Consider the following 16123-nt stretch of genomic DNA (forward strand, 5'->3'; position numbering starts at 1 on the left):
CGACCGGGTGGCGGTCAGGCGCCCGCCTCGAGGAGGTCGCGCAGCTGCTCGGCCCGCTCGGCGTCCCAGCCCGGCGGCTGCAGGACGGAGGCCCAGGCGTCGACGTACTGGGACCGGTAGACGTGCCCGTGCCCGTCCGGCACGTTGCCGGCGAACGGGAGGTCGGCGGTCACCTGCCAGAAGGTGACGAACGGGATCCACCGCACCGCGTCGACGACGTCCTCGCCCCGGTCCTCCTCCAGCCAGGTCGGGCGGGCGTACACCAGCTCCGGGGTCCACCACACGACGGGGTCGGAGGGGTGCAGCAGGTACAGCACGCGCGAGCCGTCCCACGGCTCGGTGGCGGGCGCGATCTCCTCACCGGGGTCGTCGGTGAAGCGGACGGTGCGGCCGTCGCGGTACTCCGGCTCGACCTCGGGGCTGCCCTCGTCCCGGTCGTCGACGAACTCCCGGTACAGCGTGTTGAACTGCGGTGGGCCGGCGAAGACCGCCCCGCCGGTCCGGTTGCGCATGTCGTACTCGCCGCTGAACGCGGTCTCGGCGCCGAAGGAGCCCAGGCTCTCGCCCGCCACGACCAGGCGGGGGCGGTCGTCGAGCGGCAGCCGGTTCCAGCGCTCGTACACCGCGTCGAAGAGCTCCCGGCCGGCCTCGCGGGCCCGGTCGCTGTCGACCAGGTAGGAGATGAACGACGGCAGGTAGGAGTACTGGATCGCCACCGCGGCGCTGTCCCCGCCGGCCAGGTACTCGACGGAGTCCACCGCACCGGGGTCCACCCAGCCCGATCCCGTCGTGGTGACGACCACGAGGACGCCGCGGTCCAGGCCGCCGGCGCGCACGAGGTCGTCGACGGCGAGGCGGGCGCGCAGCTCGGCGGTGGGAGCGGAGTCCAGCCCGGCGTAGGCGCGCACCGGCTGCGGGGCCGGGGCCCCGGTGAACGCCGCGATCTCGTCGGCCGACGGCCCTCCCGCCACGAACGTGCGGCCCTCCCGGCCGAGGGACGCCCAGCTGATCAGGGACCCCGGTCCACCCGACCGCTCGGCCCCGGTGGGCGCGACCACCCCCTCGTCGGTCCGGTCGTCGCGGACGGAGAAGACCTTGTCGGCGGCCGCGACCAGCTGGTCGCGCACGACCCCGCTGAGCAGGAGCGCCGAGCCCACCAGGACGACGGCCCAGCCGGCCGCCCGGGCGGCGCGGGCGCCGATCCACCGGTCGAGCAGCAGCGCGATCCAGCCGCAGACGCGCCGCACCGCGCGGGACAGCGCGACCAGCAGGACGAGGACGACGCCGGCGACCGCAGGCACCACGACCACGGACAGCGCGCTGTCGGCGGGGGCGTCCATCAGCTCCCGGATGCGTGCCTGCCAGTAGCGGCCGTACGCGGTGGCCGCCACGAAGGAGACGAGCGCGACCCCGCCGAGGACGAGCCACGAGCGCCGCCGGGCGGGCCGCGCCTCCCGGTCCACGACCGCCCGCCAGGCGCCGGCGGCCAGCACCCCGACGCCGTAGCCGAAGGCGGCGGTGATGCCGCTGATCAGCCCCTGGGTCAGCCCCGTCCGCGGGAGCAGCGAGGGGGTCAGCGACAGGCAGAGGAGGACCAGCGCACCCACCAGGCCGGGCAGGGTGTAGCGGAACGGCCGTCGCCGCGGTCGTCGCCGGACCGATCGCCGTGCGCGCTGCGGGTGGCCCGTGTCGGTCCGGGTGCGGTCCTCGGGGACCGTGAGCTGGTCCACCCGGCACATCCTCTCCCCGGAGGAGCACCGTGGGTGCCCTTCGGGACCTCGTGACCTCAGGGCGCCGGCGTCCGGGTCCTCGTGGCGTGTCGTCCGGCGGTCGCCGAGGGGTCGCGCGTCAGCGGCCGGCGCCGGCCGGGACGGGCTCGGCGTCGACGGCCGACTCCGGCGCCCTGCGCCAGGCCGCACGGTCCAGGGACACCACGGCCACCACGGCGACCACGAGGACGCCGCAGTAGACGTAGGCGGCACGGTCGGCGTCGGCACCGTCGAAACCGAGCATGCCGAAGGTGAACGCCCCCTGGCTGGCGTGGAACAGCACCGCCATGAGCAGGCTGCCGCCGGACCGGTTGAACAGCCAGACGTACAGGAAGGTGATCACCACGGTCGAGGGCAGTCCGATCCAGCCGAGGTTCCCGAGCGCGACCAGCGGGACGTGCCAGCCCGCGGCCAGGACGCCCAGCACCCCGGCCGCCGCCAGCGGGGACAGCCGGTCCTGCAGGTGCGGCAGGGCGTAGCCGCGGAAGCCGGGCTCCTCGCCCAGCGCGCTGTCGGCCGGGTTGACCAGGCGGATCGCCAGCAGCAGGGCCACGTCGGCCCAGACGATCGAGGAGAGGTCGGGTGCGGGAGCGCCGGTCCAGGACGTGACGAGGCCGGTCACCAGCACCATCAGCACGGGGAGGCCGAGTGCGACGAGGTACCAGACCCAGCCGACCCGCCACCGGACCAGCCGCGAGCCGAGCTCCCGGAAACCCCGCCGGCCGTCGACGACCGCGATGACGACGAGCGCCGCCACGAGCGGACCGCCGGGGAAGAAGGGGGTCCCCAGCGAGAACCCGGCCGCGTCGAACGCCCAGGGCGTCCACGACAGCACGTAGGCGAGGACGAAGAAGCTGGTCAGCCGGTGCTGTCGCACCCAGGACACGGTGCTGGACATGGGGGCCTCCGTCGGGTGAGGGGATCGGGACCGAGGGTGGGCCCGGCGACCGGGACGGGACCAGCAGGCAGACCCTCGACCGTCCTCAGGGCTGACCCTGCAGCCGGCGGCCGCGACGCCGGCCAGGCCGCGGTGGTCCGCGGCCGGCGCAGCCGCCCGACCCCACGCGTGATCGGCACTGGACGCCGTCCCGCGACGCTGAGCAGAATCCGGTCCGCGCCGGGTGCGACGGCGCCCGGGCCGGACGACGGGAGCCACCGGGTGGACGGTCTTCTCGGGGTCGACACGCTGGTGGCCGTCGCCGCCGTGGCGCTCGTGGCTCCGCTGGTGGTCGGGTTGCTGCCGCGGCTGCCGGTCCCGCAGGTGGTCCTCCTGCTCGCCGGCGGCATGCTGATCGGACCGCAGGTCCTGGATCTCAGCACCCCCGGCGAGGTCCAGGTGCTGGCCGACGTCGGCCTCGGCTTCGTCTTCCTCCTCGCCGGTTACGAGGTGGACCTGCGGCTGTTCGGCCAGGACGCCGGCCGACGTGCGGTCGTGGCCTGGTCCGCCTCGGTCCTGATCGCGATCGGTGTGGTCGCCCTGCTGTCCGGAGCCGGGGTCGTCCGCGCCTTCGTGCCGGTGGCCCTCGGCCTGACCACCACCGCGCTGGGGACCCTGCTGCCGATCCTGCGGGACAACGGCCTGCTGCGCGGCCGGCTCGGGAGGTACCTGCTGGCGGCGGGAGGGGTGGGGGAGCTGTTCCCCGTCCTGGCGATCGCCCTGTTCCTGGGCACGCAGAACCGGTTCACCGCGCTGGCCTCGCTCGGGGCCGTCGCCGTCCTCGCGCTGCTGCTCGGCCTGGCCCGCCGCGCGGTCCGGGCGGGCGGGCGGCTCGCCTCGGTCATCACGCGGGGACAGGACGAGACCGCCCAGATCACGCTGCGCGGGACGATCCTCCTGCTCGTCGTGCTCATCGCCGTGACGGACCGCTTCCACCTCGACGCCGTGCTCGGCGCGTTCCTCGCCGGCGTCGTCCTCCGCCGCTGGGTGGGCACGTCCTCGCCGGCCCTGGAGTCGAAGCTGGACGCGGTCGGCTACGGGTTCTTCATCCCGGTCTTCTTCGTGTACTCCGGCGTGGCCCTCGACCTGCGCTCGATCGCCGAGGCGCCGCTGCGGGTCGTGCTCTTCTTCGTCCTGATGCTCGCGGTCCGGGGGCTCCCCGCGCTGGTGGTCTACCGGGGCGTGCTGGACCGGCGCGAGCGTGCCCAGACGGTCCTGGTGACGGCCACGGCCCTCCCGGTGCTGGTGGCGCTGACCGAGATCGGCCTGCGCAACGGGACGATGCTGCCGGAGAACGCCGCCGCCCTGGTCGGCGCCGGCGTGCTCACCGTCCTCGTGTTCCCCGCCGTGGCCGTCGCGCTCGGTCGGCCGGGCAGGGACGTCGTCCCGGCAGCCGCCGACCCCGGCGGGTCGCGGCCGCCGTCCGCCGGCTGAGCCGGACGGGCGCGGTCAGTCCCGTGGTCGTCCCCGGTCGGTCCGCCCACCGGGCACGGTGCCGCGCACCGGTGTCGCCGACCCGGCGGAGCGGCCGGGGCGCGGGCGGAGCAGCCGGCGCACCGCGGGCCCCGCGGCCAGGGCGGTACCGCCCAGCGCGATCACCCCGACACCGACGTCCACGGAGACGCGTCCCTGTCGCTGCCAGTAGACGTCCCGCAGGTCCAGCAGGAGGGCGAACTCGTCGACGACCAGTGCCATCCCGGTCCCGTAGCCCAGCGCCACGAGCGGGTGCCTGCGGGTGCGGTCCTCCCCACGGACGGCCACGCCGCCGATCACCGACAGCAGCGCGATGCCCCACAGGTAGTGGTGCAGGTGCATCCCGCCGGGGGTGACGTCGCGGAACGGACCGCGGCCGTCCCGGATGCTGTACGTGATGGCCCGGACCGTGCCGAACGTCGTGGCGAAGGCCAGCCAGGACAGCACGGCCGCCCGCCGCAGCGGAGGGAGCTCCTCGCGGAAGGCCCGGGACACCGCATCGGCCGGGAGCGGTGCGGGGAACTCCACGGCGGGCAACCTAGCGCTCCGGACGCGGGCCAGGGGCGTTGCCGGCGGCGGGACGACAGGCGGGATCCCCGCGGGTGGCGTAGGACTGCGCGACGAGGAACGGGGACGAGGAACGGGGGTACGACACGTGGCACCCGACCGGACGTCCTTCGTCCTCCCCGGGCTCACCGCACCGGCCGAGATCGTCGTCGACCGGTGGGGGGTGCCGCACGTGTACGCGGCGACCACCGACGACGCCTTCCGGGTGCAGGGTTTCAACGCCGCCCGTGACCGGCTCTGGCAGATCGACCACTGGCGGCGGCGGGGACTCGGGCAGCTGGCCGAGGTCTTCGGGCCGGAGCACGTCGACCGCGACCGTGCCGCACGGCTGTTCCTGTTCCGTGGGAACGCGCGGCGTGACTGGCCGGCCTACGGGCCGGACACCGAACGCGCGGCGACGGCCTTCGTCGAGGGCGTCAACGCCTTCGTGCAGCTCACGCGGGAGGACCCCGCTCTGCTGCCCGCCGAGTTCGGGCAGCTGGGCTACCGGCCGGCGTTCTGGGACCCCTCCGACGTGACCCGCATCCGCAGCCACGGGCTCTTCTCCAACCTCCGCGACGAGGTCGCGCGGGCCCTGACGCTCCGGGACCACCCGGCCGCGGTGGAGGACCTCCGCAGGAAGCGGGAGCCCCCGCGGCCACTGGTGGTGCCCGAGGGGCTGGACCTGAGCCTGATCCCCGACGACGTGCTCGCCGTGTACGACCTGGCCACCGTTCCGCCGGTGTTCGGGGCGCCGTCCCCGGACGCGGTGCAGACGGGGGTGCTCCCCGAGGGCAGCAACAACTGGGTGCTCTCCGGCGCGCGCACGGCGACCGGCCGTCCCCTCCTGGCCAACGACCCGCACCGGGCCGCCGCGGCGCTCCCGGGGCTCCGCTACCTCGTGCACCTGAGCGCGCCCGGTCTCGACGTCATCGGCGCCGGTGAACCGGCGCTGCCGGGGATCTCCATCGGCCACAACGGCCGCATCGCCTTCGGGCTCACCATCTTCCCCGTCGACCAGGAGGACCTCTACGTCTACGCGACCGACCCGGACGACCCACGCCGGTACCGCTACGGGGACGGCTGGGAGGCGATGCGGGTCGAGCGCGAGACGATCGCCGTCCGGGACGGGGAGCCGGTCGAGGTGGAGCTGCTGTTCACCCGGCACGGGCCGGTGATCCGGACCGACCCGGCCACCTCCACGGCGTTCGCCGTCCGGGCGGCGTGGCTCGAGCCGGGGATGGCCCCGTACCTGGGCAGCATGGACTACGTGCGGGCCCGCGACTGGGACGAGTTCCTGGCCGCGATGGGCCGCTGGGGAGCCCCGCCGGAGAACCAGGTCTACGCGGACACCGACGGGACCATCGGCTGGAAGGCCGGAGGGCGCACCCCGCGACGGCCCAACTGGGATGGCACGCTGCCGGTGCCCGGGGACGGCCGGTACGAGTGGGCGGGCTTCCTCGACGCCGACGAGCTGCCGGTGACGGTCGACCCGCCCTCGGGCTTCGTCGCCACGGCCAACGAGATGAACCTGCCCGCGGACTTCCCACCCGACCGGCACGTCTCCTACGACTGGTCGGCGCCCTACCGGCGGCAGCGCATCGACGAGGTCCTGGGCGGGACGACGGCGGCGACGCTGCAGGACGCGGTGGCGCTGCAGAACGACGTCCTCAGCGTCCCCGCCCGCCGGATCCTGGCCCGGATCCGGGGCCTCCCGCTGCCGGACGACGTCGACGGGCTCGACCTCCTGCTCGGCTGGGACGCCGAGCTCCGGGCCGACTCGGCGGCCGCCGCGCTGTTCGAGGTCTGGTACCGGCGGCATCTGCGACCGGCCCTGCTCCGGCAGGCCCTGGCGCAGGTCGTCGACCCGGGTGCGGTGCCGGCCGCCGCCGCGAGGATCGCGGGACAGGAGGACGTGCTGGCCGACGCACGGGTCGACGTCGAGCTGGTCGAGGACCCCGGCGACCGGCTCGGGGCGGACCCCGAGCAGTTCCTCGCCGGCGTCGTGGCGACGACGGTGCCGGCGGCGGTCGCCGAGGTGGAACGGCTGCTGGGGCCCGACCGGGCGCGGTGGGCCTGGGGACGGCTGCACGTCGCCCGCATGGCCCATCCGCTCGCGGCCCTGCTGACGGGGCTGCCCGAGGACCGCCTCGTGGCGGGTCCGCTCCCGCGCGGTGGCAGCGGCGACACCGTGGGCAACACCGCCTACGGACCGGACTTCGTGCAGACCGCCGGCGCGACGTTCCGCATCGCCGTCGACGTGGGCGACTGGGACGAGTCCCTGGCGATGAACGCCCCCGGCCAGTCCGGCCGCCTCGGAGCCCCCCACGCGACCGACCTCTTCGGCCCCTGGGCCCGCGGGGAGGCCTTCCCGCTCCGGTACAGCCGCGAGCAGGTGGACGCGGTCTCCGAGCTGCGGATCACCGTGCACCCCTCGCCCCCGACCGCCTGACGCGGATGGCGGGTCGCGGGGCTCCCCGTCCGCGACGACGGGTCGTGCGCTCCGTGCTCCGGGCGGCGCTGGTCGTCGCGGTCGTGTTCGCTGTGCTGGTGGGTCTGCTGTGGGGTCTCCAGCGGCGCCTGGTCTACCTCCCGGGCGGCGGCCCCGTGCCCGCGGCCGCCGACGCCATCCCCGGCGCACGCGACGTCCGGCTGACCACCGCCGACGGCCTGACCCTGGGCGCCTGGTTCGTCCCCGGCCCGACCCACGACGCGCCCGCCGTCCTCGTGGCCAACGGCAACGGCGGGCACCGGGGCCTGCGCGCGCCGCTGGCGCGGGCCCTGTCGTCGGCCGGGCTGGCGGTGCTGCTGTTCGACTACCGCGGCTACGGGGGCAACCCGGGCAGCCCCAGCGAGGCGGGGCTCGCCCTCGACGTCCGGGCCGCGCGCAGCCACCTCCTCGAGGAGGCCGGTGTCCCCGAGGACCGGCTGCTGTACTTCGGCGAGAGCCTGGGCTGCGCCGTCGTCACCGAGCTGGCCGTCGAGCACCCACCTGCCGGGCTGCTGCTGCGGTCGCCGTTCGTCGACCTGGCCGCCGTCGGCAGCGAGCACTACCCGTTCCTGCCGGTCCGGGCGCTGCTGCGCGACCGCTACCCGGTCGCCGAGCAGGTCGCCGAGGTGCGGGTGCCCACGACGGTCGTATACGGCGGCGGCGACACGATCGTCCCCCCGGAGCAGAGCCGGCGGGTGGCCGACGCCGCCGCGCAGCTGCACCGCCGGGTCGAGGTGCCGGGCGCCGACCACAACGACGCCGTCCTGCTCGACGGCGAGGCCCTGGTGGACGCCGTCGTCGAGCTCGCCGCGCTGACCGACGGGCGGTGACCCGGTGCGCCGCCCGGCTCAGCTCACCGCCGGCGCGCGGGGGTCCCCGTCCGGGCCGGGTGCCGCCGCCTCGGCGAACTCCTGGTAGGCGGCGAAGGCGCGGGGACCGTAGACGGTGCCCGGTCCGCCGGTCATGGCGATGGTGACGCCCAGTGCCTCGGCGACCTCCTCCGGCGTCGCCCCGGTGCGGGCGGCGCCCCGGGCGTGCGAGGCGATGCAGCCGTCGCACTCCTCGCTGACCGCGATCGCCAGGGCGATCAGCTCCTTGGTCTTCTCGTCCAGCGCACCCGGCGCGTACGCCGCGGCGTGCATCCTCCGGTAGCCGTCGTAGACCTCCGGTATGGCCCTGCGCAGCGCGCGGGACGGTTCGCGCAGCTCGTCCTGTACCGCGTGGCCGTAGCTCATCCACCGATGCTGGCACCGCGCCGCCGCTCCGGCGCGACGACCGCGGCGGCCACGGGGAGGGACACGCCGTGCCGTGCCCGTGCCGATGGACGTGCTCGACCGGGCGATCCACCATGGGGTGGACGGCACGACGGGTGCCGTCCCAGGGAGGACACGTGACCGACCTCGAACCCGTGGAACCCGACGCCGTCCTGCCCGGGGCGGCACGTCCGGTCGTCCTCCCGGCGGCACGGCCGGCGGCGGGGTCGAGGAGCCGCACGATCGTCGCCGCGGGGATCCGGGCCCTCACCAGCGGGTCACTCCTCCCGGTGGCGGCGCTCACCGTCGCGGCGGTCACGGCGGCCAGGGCGGCGGCGGCGGTCGCCCGCCTGGCCAGGGGGGACGGGATGCCGGCCGGGCCCGAGGTCGTCGGCCGCCTCCCGGGAGCGCCGGCTCCGGGCCCGGCGTCCCAGGTCTCCACGTTCCAGGTCTCCACGCTCCAGGTCTCGTGGACCCAGGTCGAGGTCCGTTGGCGCCGGTGACCGGTCGACTCGTCGGCTGACCTGCCGCACGACGACCACGGAGGGCCTCCCGCGGCGCACGGGACCTGACGGCCCGGCCGCGCGACTCCCGCGACGGATCGGCGAGGAGTCCGCGGGGGTCGCGCAACCAGGCCGTGCAGGAGGGCCCGGGTACCTGCCGGGGCGTGCCGGTCAGACGGTCTCGGGTACCCGCAGGTGGGCCAGGGCGAGATCGAACTCGGCGACCTCGAGGACCTCCATCCCCATCCGGCTCGCGAACTCCTCGCGCAGGGTCGTGAACTGGTCGCGGGTGCCCGCCATCGCCTCGCGGTCCTCGAAGACGACCGCGGAGGCGCACCGGCCGTCCCGGCGGTCGATCATGAGGCTGTTGCTGCAGAACCCGGGTGTCTGCTCCCACCAGGGCATCAGGCTCTCCCGGTAGGCGTCGGTCACCCGGTCCAGGTGCGCGGGGTCGGTCCGGGCCCACGTCACCCGCGCACAGGCGCCGTCCCCGGCCCGGTGCGCCCGGTGCAGGACGGCGATCTCCCACTCCTGGACCTCGGGCGTGGCACCGAACCTCTCGGCCGCGCGTTCCCGGGACGCGCGGACCCGGTCGGCGCCCGCCTGCATCGCGTCCTCGGTCTCCCACGCGCTGGTGACGATGCACCGACCGGTGTCCGGGTCGCTCAGGACCGAGAGACCGGTGCAGCCGTCGAGCTGGGTGACCATCGGCATGACCTCGTCGCGGACGAAGGCGACGACGTCGTCGACGGCCTCCGGCCGGACCCGCACGGTGGTGGATCGGGCGTACATGCCACCACTCCTCCCTGGGAACGGCGACGCCCCTGCGGCACCGCCGCGCGGCCCACTGTGCTCTCCTCCCCGGCCTCGGACAACGGCCGAGGCCGCCCCGTGTCGGGACACCCGGCGCCCGCCGGGACGTCCGGTCACAGGTCTCGCCGGAGGTGCCTCTCGGCGATCTCCCGCACCTTGTCCACGCGCACGGCGTACCGCGGCACGTCGGCGAGGAAGTCGGTCGTCAGCCAGGCCCGCACCGTCTCGAGAGCCAGACCCGATCCGATGACCTTCGCGCCCAGGCACAGGACGTTCGTGTCGGAGTGCGAGCGGGCGAGTGTGGCGCAGAACGGGTCCTGGCACACCGCCGCGTACACGCCGGGGACCTTGTTCGCGATCAGCGCGCTGCCGTAGCCGACCCCGTCGACGAAGACGCCCCGGTCGAACCGGGCGTCACCGACGGCCAGCGCGGCGGGGTAGACGAAGTCCGGGAGATCGCACGCCGTGGTGTCCCCGGTGCCGAAGTCGGTGACGTCGTGCCCGGCGAGGAGCTCCTTGACCTCCTCCTTCAGCGACCAGCCCGCGTGATCACCCGCCACCGCGATCCGCATCGCAGCTCCCCTCCCGTGTGACGACGGTCCCCTCAGATGCCGGTCTCGGCCGGCAGGACGCCCCGCTGGACGGCGTGCACCAGGTCGGCGTGGTCGCGCTCGGTCTGGTCGGCGTAGGCACGGGCGAACCGGCAGAGAGCCTGGCGCACCTTCGAGCCGCTGCCCAGGTAGCCCGCGATCATCGACGCCCCGCTGGTCCGGGCGTGCCCCTTGGCCAGCAGGTACCCGCAGATGCCCGCGTACGAGACCAGCGCGCCGACGTCGATTCCGGCCACGGTGATCGCGCCCTTCATGTCCCGGAACTGGCGGACGTAGTACTGGACGTCGCCGACGCTCGTCCAGCCGAGGAGCGGGTCGCTCACCGTCTGCACCGCCTGCTGGTACTCCACGACGCGCTGGCCCTGGTGGGCGTGCCACGCCGACTCGCCGTGCACGAACGGCGCGACCACCGAGCGCCGGGCCTGCTTGAGCTGGAGGAACAGGACGTCGTCGGCGCTGCTGCCCTCGCACAGGGCCACCCACGCGCGGAGCCCCACCGAGCCGACGCCGACCACCTCGTGGGCGATGTCGACCAGGCGGTAGCCCCCCACCACCCCGGCCCAGTGCGGGGGCAGCGTGGTCAGGTAGGCGTCCAGCGCCTCGGCCAGCTGCTCCGCCTCGGCCGGCCGCGGTCGGGTGATCAGCGGTGGCTCGGCCACGATCCGCCGCGCACCGTCGCGCTCCTCGGTGATCCGGGGCAGCGCCCGGTCACCCGTGCGCCGGCGGGCCCGGCGGGCCGACGTCTCGATCTCGGCGCGCAGGGCCGTGCCGGGCGCCGTCCGCAGCAACCGGTCGACGTCGAGGTGCTCGTAGGAGCGAGCGAGCAGCGGCTGCTCGGCCAGTGCGGCGATCTGCAGGCGGTACTCCTCGACGCACCGCGCCACCGCCTCGCCGCACGCGGTCTCCGCCGCCCCGTTCTCCCGGCCCGCCACCCAGACGCTCGTGGTGGGCCGACGCAGGTCCCACTCCCACGCCCCCGGGTGCGCCTCGTCGAAGTCGTTGAGGTCGAACACGAGGTCGCGCTCGGGGGAGGCGTAGAACCCGAAGTTGCCGAGGTGCGCGTCGCCGCACACGACCGGCGTGATCCCGGTGGCCGGCAACGCGGCGAAGTCCACGGCGTGCACGGTGGCCGCCCCCCGCAGGAAGGCGTGGGGGGAGGCGATCATCCGCCCGACGCGCACGGGGACCAGCCGGTCCACTCGCCCCTCGTGGGAGCGGGCCACCTGGTCGACGACGTCCGGACGGTCGGGTGGGGGAGCCCAGTCCCCGAGCGCGGAGCGTGGTGCGCTGCGGCGCAGCTGGCGGCCGAGCGCGTAGCGCGCCGCGCGCGGCGGGGCGCTGTGCCGCAACGAGGAGAACCCGCGGTCGTCGGCCGACGCGAGGACGGTGTGCGTCCGCCGCCCCGCCCGGATCCCGGTCACGCCAGGAGCCTCGCAGCGGGACGGACCAGGGACCAGGGACCAGGGACCAGGGACCAGGGAGACGCCCGCTGCCACCCGGACCGGAGGTCCCGCTCCGAGGGCCGGCCCAGCCGCACCTCCCAGCGGCACCTCGTCCGGACCTGCTGCCGTGTCGGCAGCTACTCCAGGATCTCCCGTCCCTTGCCGACGACGGTGATGCCGGCCTCCGAGACGACGAGGCCGCGGGCGCGGTCGTCCTCCTCGTCCACGCCGATCTCGACGCCCTCGCCGATGCGGACGTTCTTGTCGACGATCGCGTCGCGGACCACGGCGCGGCGGCCGACGTGCGTGCCGTCCAGGACCACCGACCGCTCGACGGACGCCCAGCTGTGCACGACGACACCGGGGGAGAGCACCGACTCGCGGACACAGCCGCCGGAGACGATGACGCCGTTGGACACGATGCTGTTGATCGCCCGGCCGACCCGGTCGCCGTCGTCGTGCACGAACTTGGCCGGTGGCCGGGACGGGATGTGGGTGAGGATCGGCCAGCGCTCGTTGTAGAGGTCGAACGCCGGGGTCTCCGCGCACAGGTCCATGTGTGCGTCGAAGTAGGAGTCCAGCGTGCCGACGTCACGCCAGTAGCGCTCGGTGCCGGGCTTCTCCCCGGGGATCTGGTTGGTCGTGAAGTCGTGGACCTGCGCCGCGCCCTGTCCCACGAGCATCGGGACGATGTCCCCGCCCATGTCGTGCTTGCTGTCCTCGTCGGCGGCGTCGGTGCGCAGCGCGTCGAGCAGCGCCTCGGTGCTGAAGACGTAGTTGCCCATGGACGCGAAGGTCTCGTCGGGGCGGCCGGGCAGTGCGGGCGGGTCGGCGGGCTTCTCCAGGAACGCCTCGATCCGCCGTCCGTCGTCCGCGGTCTGGATGACGCCGAAGGCAGTGGCCTCGCGGCGGGGGACCGGGATGCCCGCGACCGTCACCCCGGCGCCCCCGTCGAGGTGCTGGCGCCACATCTGGCCCGGGTCCATGCGGTAGACGTGGTCGGCGCCGAAGACGACGACGAGGTCGGGGCGCTCGTCGTTGATGAGGTTCAGCGACTGGAAGATCGCGTCGGCCGACCCGGTGTACCAGCGCGGGCCGAGGCGCTGCTGGGCCGGCACCGTGGTGACGTAGTTGCCGAGCAGGTTCGACAGTCGCCACGTCGTGGTGATGTGCCGGTCGAGGCTGTGGCTCTTGTACTGCGTGAGCACGGCGATCTTGAGGATGCCGGCGTTGACGAGGTTGGACAGCGCGAAGTCGATCAGCCGGTACAGGCCGCCGAAGGGCACGGCCGGCTTGGCCCGGTCCTCGGTCAGCGGCGCGAGCCGTTTCCCCGCACCGCCGGCCAGCACGATCCCCAGGATCCTCGTGGCCGCCATCCCACACCTCCTGATCCGCCCCTCGGGGGGCGTCGGTGACCGGTCGTCCCCGCGGCGGACGGACGCCTGCGGTCCCGGCTGCGGACGGGCGAGCGCCGTGAGCTGGGGCACATCATGCTCGTGCGGGGACCGGCACTGGAACCGGGGCGCGGTCGTCCGTGCGGAGCCGCCGCAGCCGGACGTGCCGGGACCGTCCGGTCCGGCCACCACGGAGGCGGAGCAGCGGCCCGGCGGCGTGACCCGGCCGCGGATCGGGAGCACCCGCTCCGGTGGCGTCGGGCACGACCAGGGAGCAGAGTCGTCGGTGACCTGGCTCACCCCGCACCCGGACCAGGGGGGCGACCGTGGCACTCGCGATCGGCGTCGACATCGGGGGTACGAAGGTCGCGGCCGGGGTGGTGGACGAGCAGGGTGTCATCGTCGCCACCTCCCGACGTGACACGCCGTCCCAGGACCCGGCGAAGATCGAGGAGATCATCGGGGACGTCGTGCGGGAGCTGCAGGCCGCGCACGAGGTCGAGGCGGTGGGGATCGGAGCGGCCGGCTTCGTCGACGCGGCCCGCTCCACCGTGGTCTTCGCCCCCAACCTGGCCTGGCGGGACGAGCCGCTGCGGGCCGCCGTCGAGGCGCGGTGCGGCCTGCCCGTCGTCGTGGAGAACGACGCCAACGCGGCGGCCTGGGCGGAGGCCCGGTTCGGTGCCGGGCGGGGGGAGGGCTACCTCGTCATCCTGACCCTCGGCACCGGGTTGGGGGGTGGCCTCGTGGTCGACGGCCAGCTCTACCGGGGACGGCTCGGCATCGCGGGGGAGTTCGGCCACCTCACCGTGGAGCCCGGGGGCCGGCGCTGCGGCTGTGGTGGCCGGGGCTGCTGGGAGCGCTACGCGAGTGGCCGGGCGCTGGTCCGTGAGGCGCAGGAGCTGGCCTCGATCTCACCCGCCATCGCCGGCCGGCTGCTCGAGCTGGCCGGCGGGCAGCCGGAGGCGATCACCGGGCTCGCGGTCACCCAGGCGGCCCAGGACGGCGACGAGGCAGCCCTCGAGGCGTTCCGGGTGGTCGGCACCTGGCTCGGACACGGCATGGCCAGCCTCGCCGCCGTCCTCGACCCGGGCGTGTTCGTCCTCGGCGGTGGGGTGTCGGCCGCGGGAGAGCTGGTGCGCGAGCCGGCCACGCGCACGCTGCACGAGCGGATCACCGCCCGGGCGTACCGGGAGGTGCCGGGCGTCCGGCTCGCCGAGCTCGGTCCGGAGGCGGGCATCGTCGGCGCCGCGGACCTCGCGCGGCGCCGGTGAGACAGCACGGGGGGACGGCACGCGGGGGACGGCACGCGGGGGACGGCAGGGCCAGGCGGCACAGGGTGTGGCGCGGGGGACGGCGGAGGGGGATCCGGTGAGCGAGCACGGTTCATTCGATGAGAGCGCGTCCATCTACGACGACACGGACACCGGGAGCGGACGCAGTGCGGTGCGGATCGCGTCCGTGGCCGCGCTGGGTGGTTTCCTCTTCGGCTACGACAGCGCGGTGATCAACGGCGCCGTCGCCGCCATCGAGGACCGGTTCGACGTCGCCGCCGGGCCACTGGGCTTCGCCGTGGCCTCGGCGCTGCTGGGGGCCGCGGCCGGCGCGCTGACGGCCGGGAAGTTCGCCGACCGCTTCGGCCGGCTGTTCACGATGAAGGTCGCCGCCGTCCTGTTCTTCGCCAGCGCGCTGGTCACCGGGTTCGCCCCCAACCTCGCGATCCTGGTCATCGGCCGGATCGTCGGCGGCATCGGTGTCGGCGTCGCGTCCGTCATCGCCCCGGCCTACATCGCGGAGGTCGCGCCGGCCCGGATCCGCGGTCGCCTGGGGTCGCTGCAGCAGCTCGCCATCGTCAGCGGCATCTTCCTGTCCCTGCTGGTGGACTTCGCCTTCGCCAGCGCCGCGGGCGGATCGCGCAACGAGTTCTGGTTCGGCCTCGAGGCCTGGCGGTGGATGTTCCTCGCCATGGCCGTCCCCGCCGTCGTCTACGGCGTGCTGACCCTGACCATCCCCGAGTCGCCGCGGTACCTCATCGCCACCCACCGGATCCCGGAGGCGCGGCGGATCCTCAGCACCCTGCTGGGGGAGCGGGGCCTCGACATCAAGATCGAGCGGATCCGGGAGACGATGGAGCGGGAGACACGGCCGTCGTGGGCCGACCTGCGCGCCCCGCGGTCCGGTCTCCTCCCGATCGTCTGGGTGGGCCTGGGCCTGTCGGTCTTCCAGCAGTTCGTCGGGATCAACGTGATCTTCTACTACTCGAGCGTCCTGTGGCAGGCCGTCGGCTTCAGCGAGAACAACTCGCTCATCATCACGGTCATCACGTCCGTGCTGAACATCGCCACCACGCTGATCGCCATCGCCAGCGTCGACCGCTTCGGCCGGCGGCCGCTGCTGCTCATCGGCTCGGTCGGGATGGTGGTCACCCTCGGCACGCTGGCCGTCGTCTTCGGCACCGCACCGCTGAACGCCGAGGGCGCCCCGGTGCTGTCGGACGTCACCGGGCCCATCGCGCTGATCGCGGCGAACCTCTTCGTGGTCGCGTTCGGCATGTCGTGGGGGCCGGTGGTGTGGGTGCTGCTGGGGGAGGCGTTCCCGAACCGGATCCGCGCCGCAGCGCTGGCCTTCGCCGCGTGCGCTCAGTGGGTGGCCAACTGGCTGATCACGGTGAGCTTCCCGTCGCTCTCGGACATCTCCCTCAGCCTGGCGTACGGCCTGTACACCGCCTTCGCGGTGCTGTCCCTCCTCTTCGTGCTGCGCTGGGTCCGGGAGACCAAGGGCGTGGAGCTGGAGGACATGCACGGCAACACCAGTGCCGTGGCCGCCGACGTCCGTCGCCCCGGCTGACGACCGCACCCACGGTCGAGCCGCCGGAGCGCGTGCGAACACGTGGT

Annotated in this window: 14 protein-coding genes; 6 read left to right on the top strand and 8 right to left on the bottom strand. The window is 74.7% G+C overall.

All coding sequences use genetic code 11. The annotated features are described in order from the left end of the window. Window positions 1–14: 14 nt before the first annotated feature. Window positions 15–1730, bottom strand: a complete 1716-nt coding sequence (locus ABQ292_RS00890; protein WP_369202278.1) for an alpha/beta hydrolase — start codon at window positions 1728–1730, stop codon at window positions 15–17. A gap of 118 nt (window positions 1731–1848) precedes the next feature. Next, the gene (locus ABQ292_RS00895) at window positions 1849–2667 is read right to left on the bottom strand and encodes a CPBP family intramembrane glutamic endopeptidase (protein ID WP_369202280.1); all 819 of its coding nucleotides are present in this window, start codon (window positions 2665–2667) and stop codon (window positions 1849–1851) included. Window positions 2668–2928: 261 nt separating this feature from the next. Between ABQ292_RS00895 and ABQ292_RS00900 the strand changes: the two genes are divergently transcribed. Beyond that, window positions 2929–4140, top strand: coding sequence for a cation:proton antiporter (locus tag ABQ292_RS00900; RefSeq protein ID WP_369202281.1), 1212 nt, complete (start codon window positions 2929–2931; stop codon window positions 4138–4140). A gap of 15 nt (window positions 4141–4155) precedes the next feature. Here the strand turns inward: ABQ292_RS00900 and ABQ292_RS00905 are convergent, their stop codons facing one another. Then, a complete protein-coding gene (locus ABQ292_RS00905; RefSeq protein ID WP_369202282.1) occupies window positions 4156–4707 on the bottom strand; it encodes a hypothetical protein in 552 nt (183 codons plus the stop codon). Between the two features lie 127 nt (window positions 4708–4834). On the opposite strand from ABQ292_RS00905, the gene ABQ292_RS00910 reads away from it, so the two are divergent. Both ABQ292_RS00910 and ABQ292_RS00915 read left to right on the top strand, forming a co-directional pair. Then, window positions 4835–7177 carry a penicillin acylase family protein gene (locus ABQ292_RS00910; protein ID WP_369202284.1) on the top strand — a complete coding sequence of 781 codons (2343 nt, stop codon included), beginning with the start codon at window positions 4835–4837 and terminating at the stop codon, window positions 7175–7177. A 44-nt stretch (window positions 7178–7221) separates the two neighbouring features. After that, window positions 7222–8046, top strand: coding sequence for an alpha/beta hydrolase (locus ABQ292_RS00915; protein ID WP_369202286.1), 825 nt, complete (start codon window positions 7222–7224; stop codon window positions 8044–8046). 18 nt (window positions 8047–8064) lie between these two features. Here ABQ292_RS00915 and ABQ292_RS00920 read toward each other — a convergent pair whose 3' ends face one another. Then, the gene (locus tag ABQ292_RS00920) at window positions 8065–8451 is read right to left on the bottom strand and encodes a carboxymuconolactone decarboxylase family protein (protein ID WP_369202288.1); all 387 of its coding nucleotides are present in this window, start codon (window positions 8449–8451) and stop codon (window positions 8065–8067) included. Between the two features lie 155 nt (window positions 8452–8606). On the opposite strand from ABQ292_RS00920, the gene ABQ292_RS00925 reads away from it, so the two are divergent. Next, window positions 8607–8972: a hypothetical protein gene (locus tag ABQ292_RS00925; RefSeq protein ID WP_369202290.1), complete on the top strand. Its 366-nt coding sequence runs from the start codon at window positions 8607–8609 to the stop codon at window positions 8970–8972. A 171-nt stretch (window positions 8973–9143) separates the two neighbouring features. Here the strand turns inward: ABQ292_RS00925 and ABQ292_RS00930 are convergent, their stop codons facing one another. The 4 genes from ABQ292_RS00930 to glgC all read right to left on the bottom strand — a co-directional run bounded on the left by ABQ292_RS00930 (window position 9144) and on the right by glgC (window position 13214). After that, window positions 9144–9764 carry a putative quinol monooxygenase gene (locus tag ABQ292_RS00930; protein ID WP_369202292.1) on the bottom strand — a complete coding sequence of 207 codons (621 nt, stop codon included), beginning with the start codon at window positions 9762–9764 and terminating at the stop codon, window positions 9144–9146. A gap of 134 nt (window positions 9765–9898) precedes the next feature. Further along, the gene (locus ABQ292_RS00935) at window positions 9899–10357 is read right to left on the bottom strand and encodes an RpiB/LacA/LacB family sugar-phosphate isomerase (RefSeq protein ID WP_369202294.1); all 459 of its coding nucleotides are present in this window, start codon (window positions 10355–10357) and stop codon (window positions 9899–9901) included. 32 nt (window positions 10358–10389) lie between these two features. Continuing rightward, complete coding sequence (locus tag ABQ292_RS00940) at window positions 10390–11817, bottom strand: DUF2252 domain-containing protein (RefSeq protein ID WP_369202296.1); 1428 nt, start codon at window positions 11815–11817, stop codon at window positions 10390–10392. A gap of 158 nt (window positions 11818–11975) precedes the next feature. Continuing rightward, a complete protein-coding gene (gene glgC / locus ABQ292_RS00945) occupies window positions 11976–13214 on the bottom strand; it encodes a glucose-1-phosphate adenylyltransferase (protein ID WP_369202298.1) in 1239 nt (412 codons plus the stop codon). Window positions 13215–13558: 344 nt separating this feature from the next. On the opposite strand from glgC, the gene ABQ292_RS00950 reads away from it, so the two are divergent. Next, on the top strand, window positions 13559–14503 hold the full coding sequence (locus ABQ292_RS00950; RefSeq protein ID WP_369202300.1) for an ROK family glucokinase: 945 nt from the start codon (window positions 13559–13561) through the stop codon (window positions 14501–14503). 172 nt (window positions 14504–14675) lie between these two features. Continuing rightward, window positions 14676–16076: a sugar porter family MFS transporter gene (locus ABQ292_RS00955; RefSeq protein ID WP_369202302.1), complete on the top strand. Its 1401-nt coding sequence runs from the start codon at window positions 14676–14678 to the stop codon at window positions 16074–16076. Window positions 16077–16123 lie beyond the last annotated feature (47 nt).

Origin of the sequence: Geodermatophilus maliterrae (assembly GCF_041018925.1) — a bacterium.
Taxonomy (GTDB): domain Bacteria; phylum Actinomycetota; class Actinomycetes; order Mycobacteriales; family Geodermatophilaceae; genus Geodermatophilus; species Geodermatophilus maliterrae.

What these genes read in the sequence shown, in the direction of transcription:
- ABQ292_RS00895 (WP_369202280.1), bottom strand. Translation starts at nt 2,667, where the DNA reads ATGTCCAGCACCGTGTCCTGGGTGCGACAGCACCGGCTGACCAGCTTC.
- ABQ292_RS00920 (WP_369202288.1), bottom strand. Translation starts at nt 8,451, where the DNA reads ATGAGCTACGGCCACGCGGTACAGGACGAGCTGCGCGAACCGTCCCGC.
- ABQ292_RS00930 (WP_369202292.1), bottom strand. Translation starts at nt 9,764, where the DNA reads ATGTACGCCCGATCCACCACCGTGCGGGTCCGGCCGGAGGCCGTCGAC.
- ABQ292_RS00935 (WP_369202294.1), bottom strand. Translation starts at nt 10,357, where the DNA reads ATGCGGATCGCGGTGGCGGGTGATCACGCGGGCTGGTCGCTGAAGGAG.
- glgC (WP_369202298.1), bottom strand. Translation starts at nt 13,214, where the DNA reads ATGGCGGCCACGAGGATCCTGGGGATCGTGCTGGCCGGCGGTGCGGGG.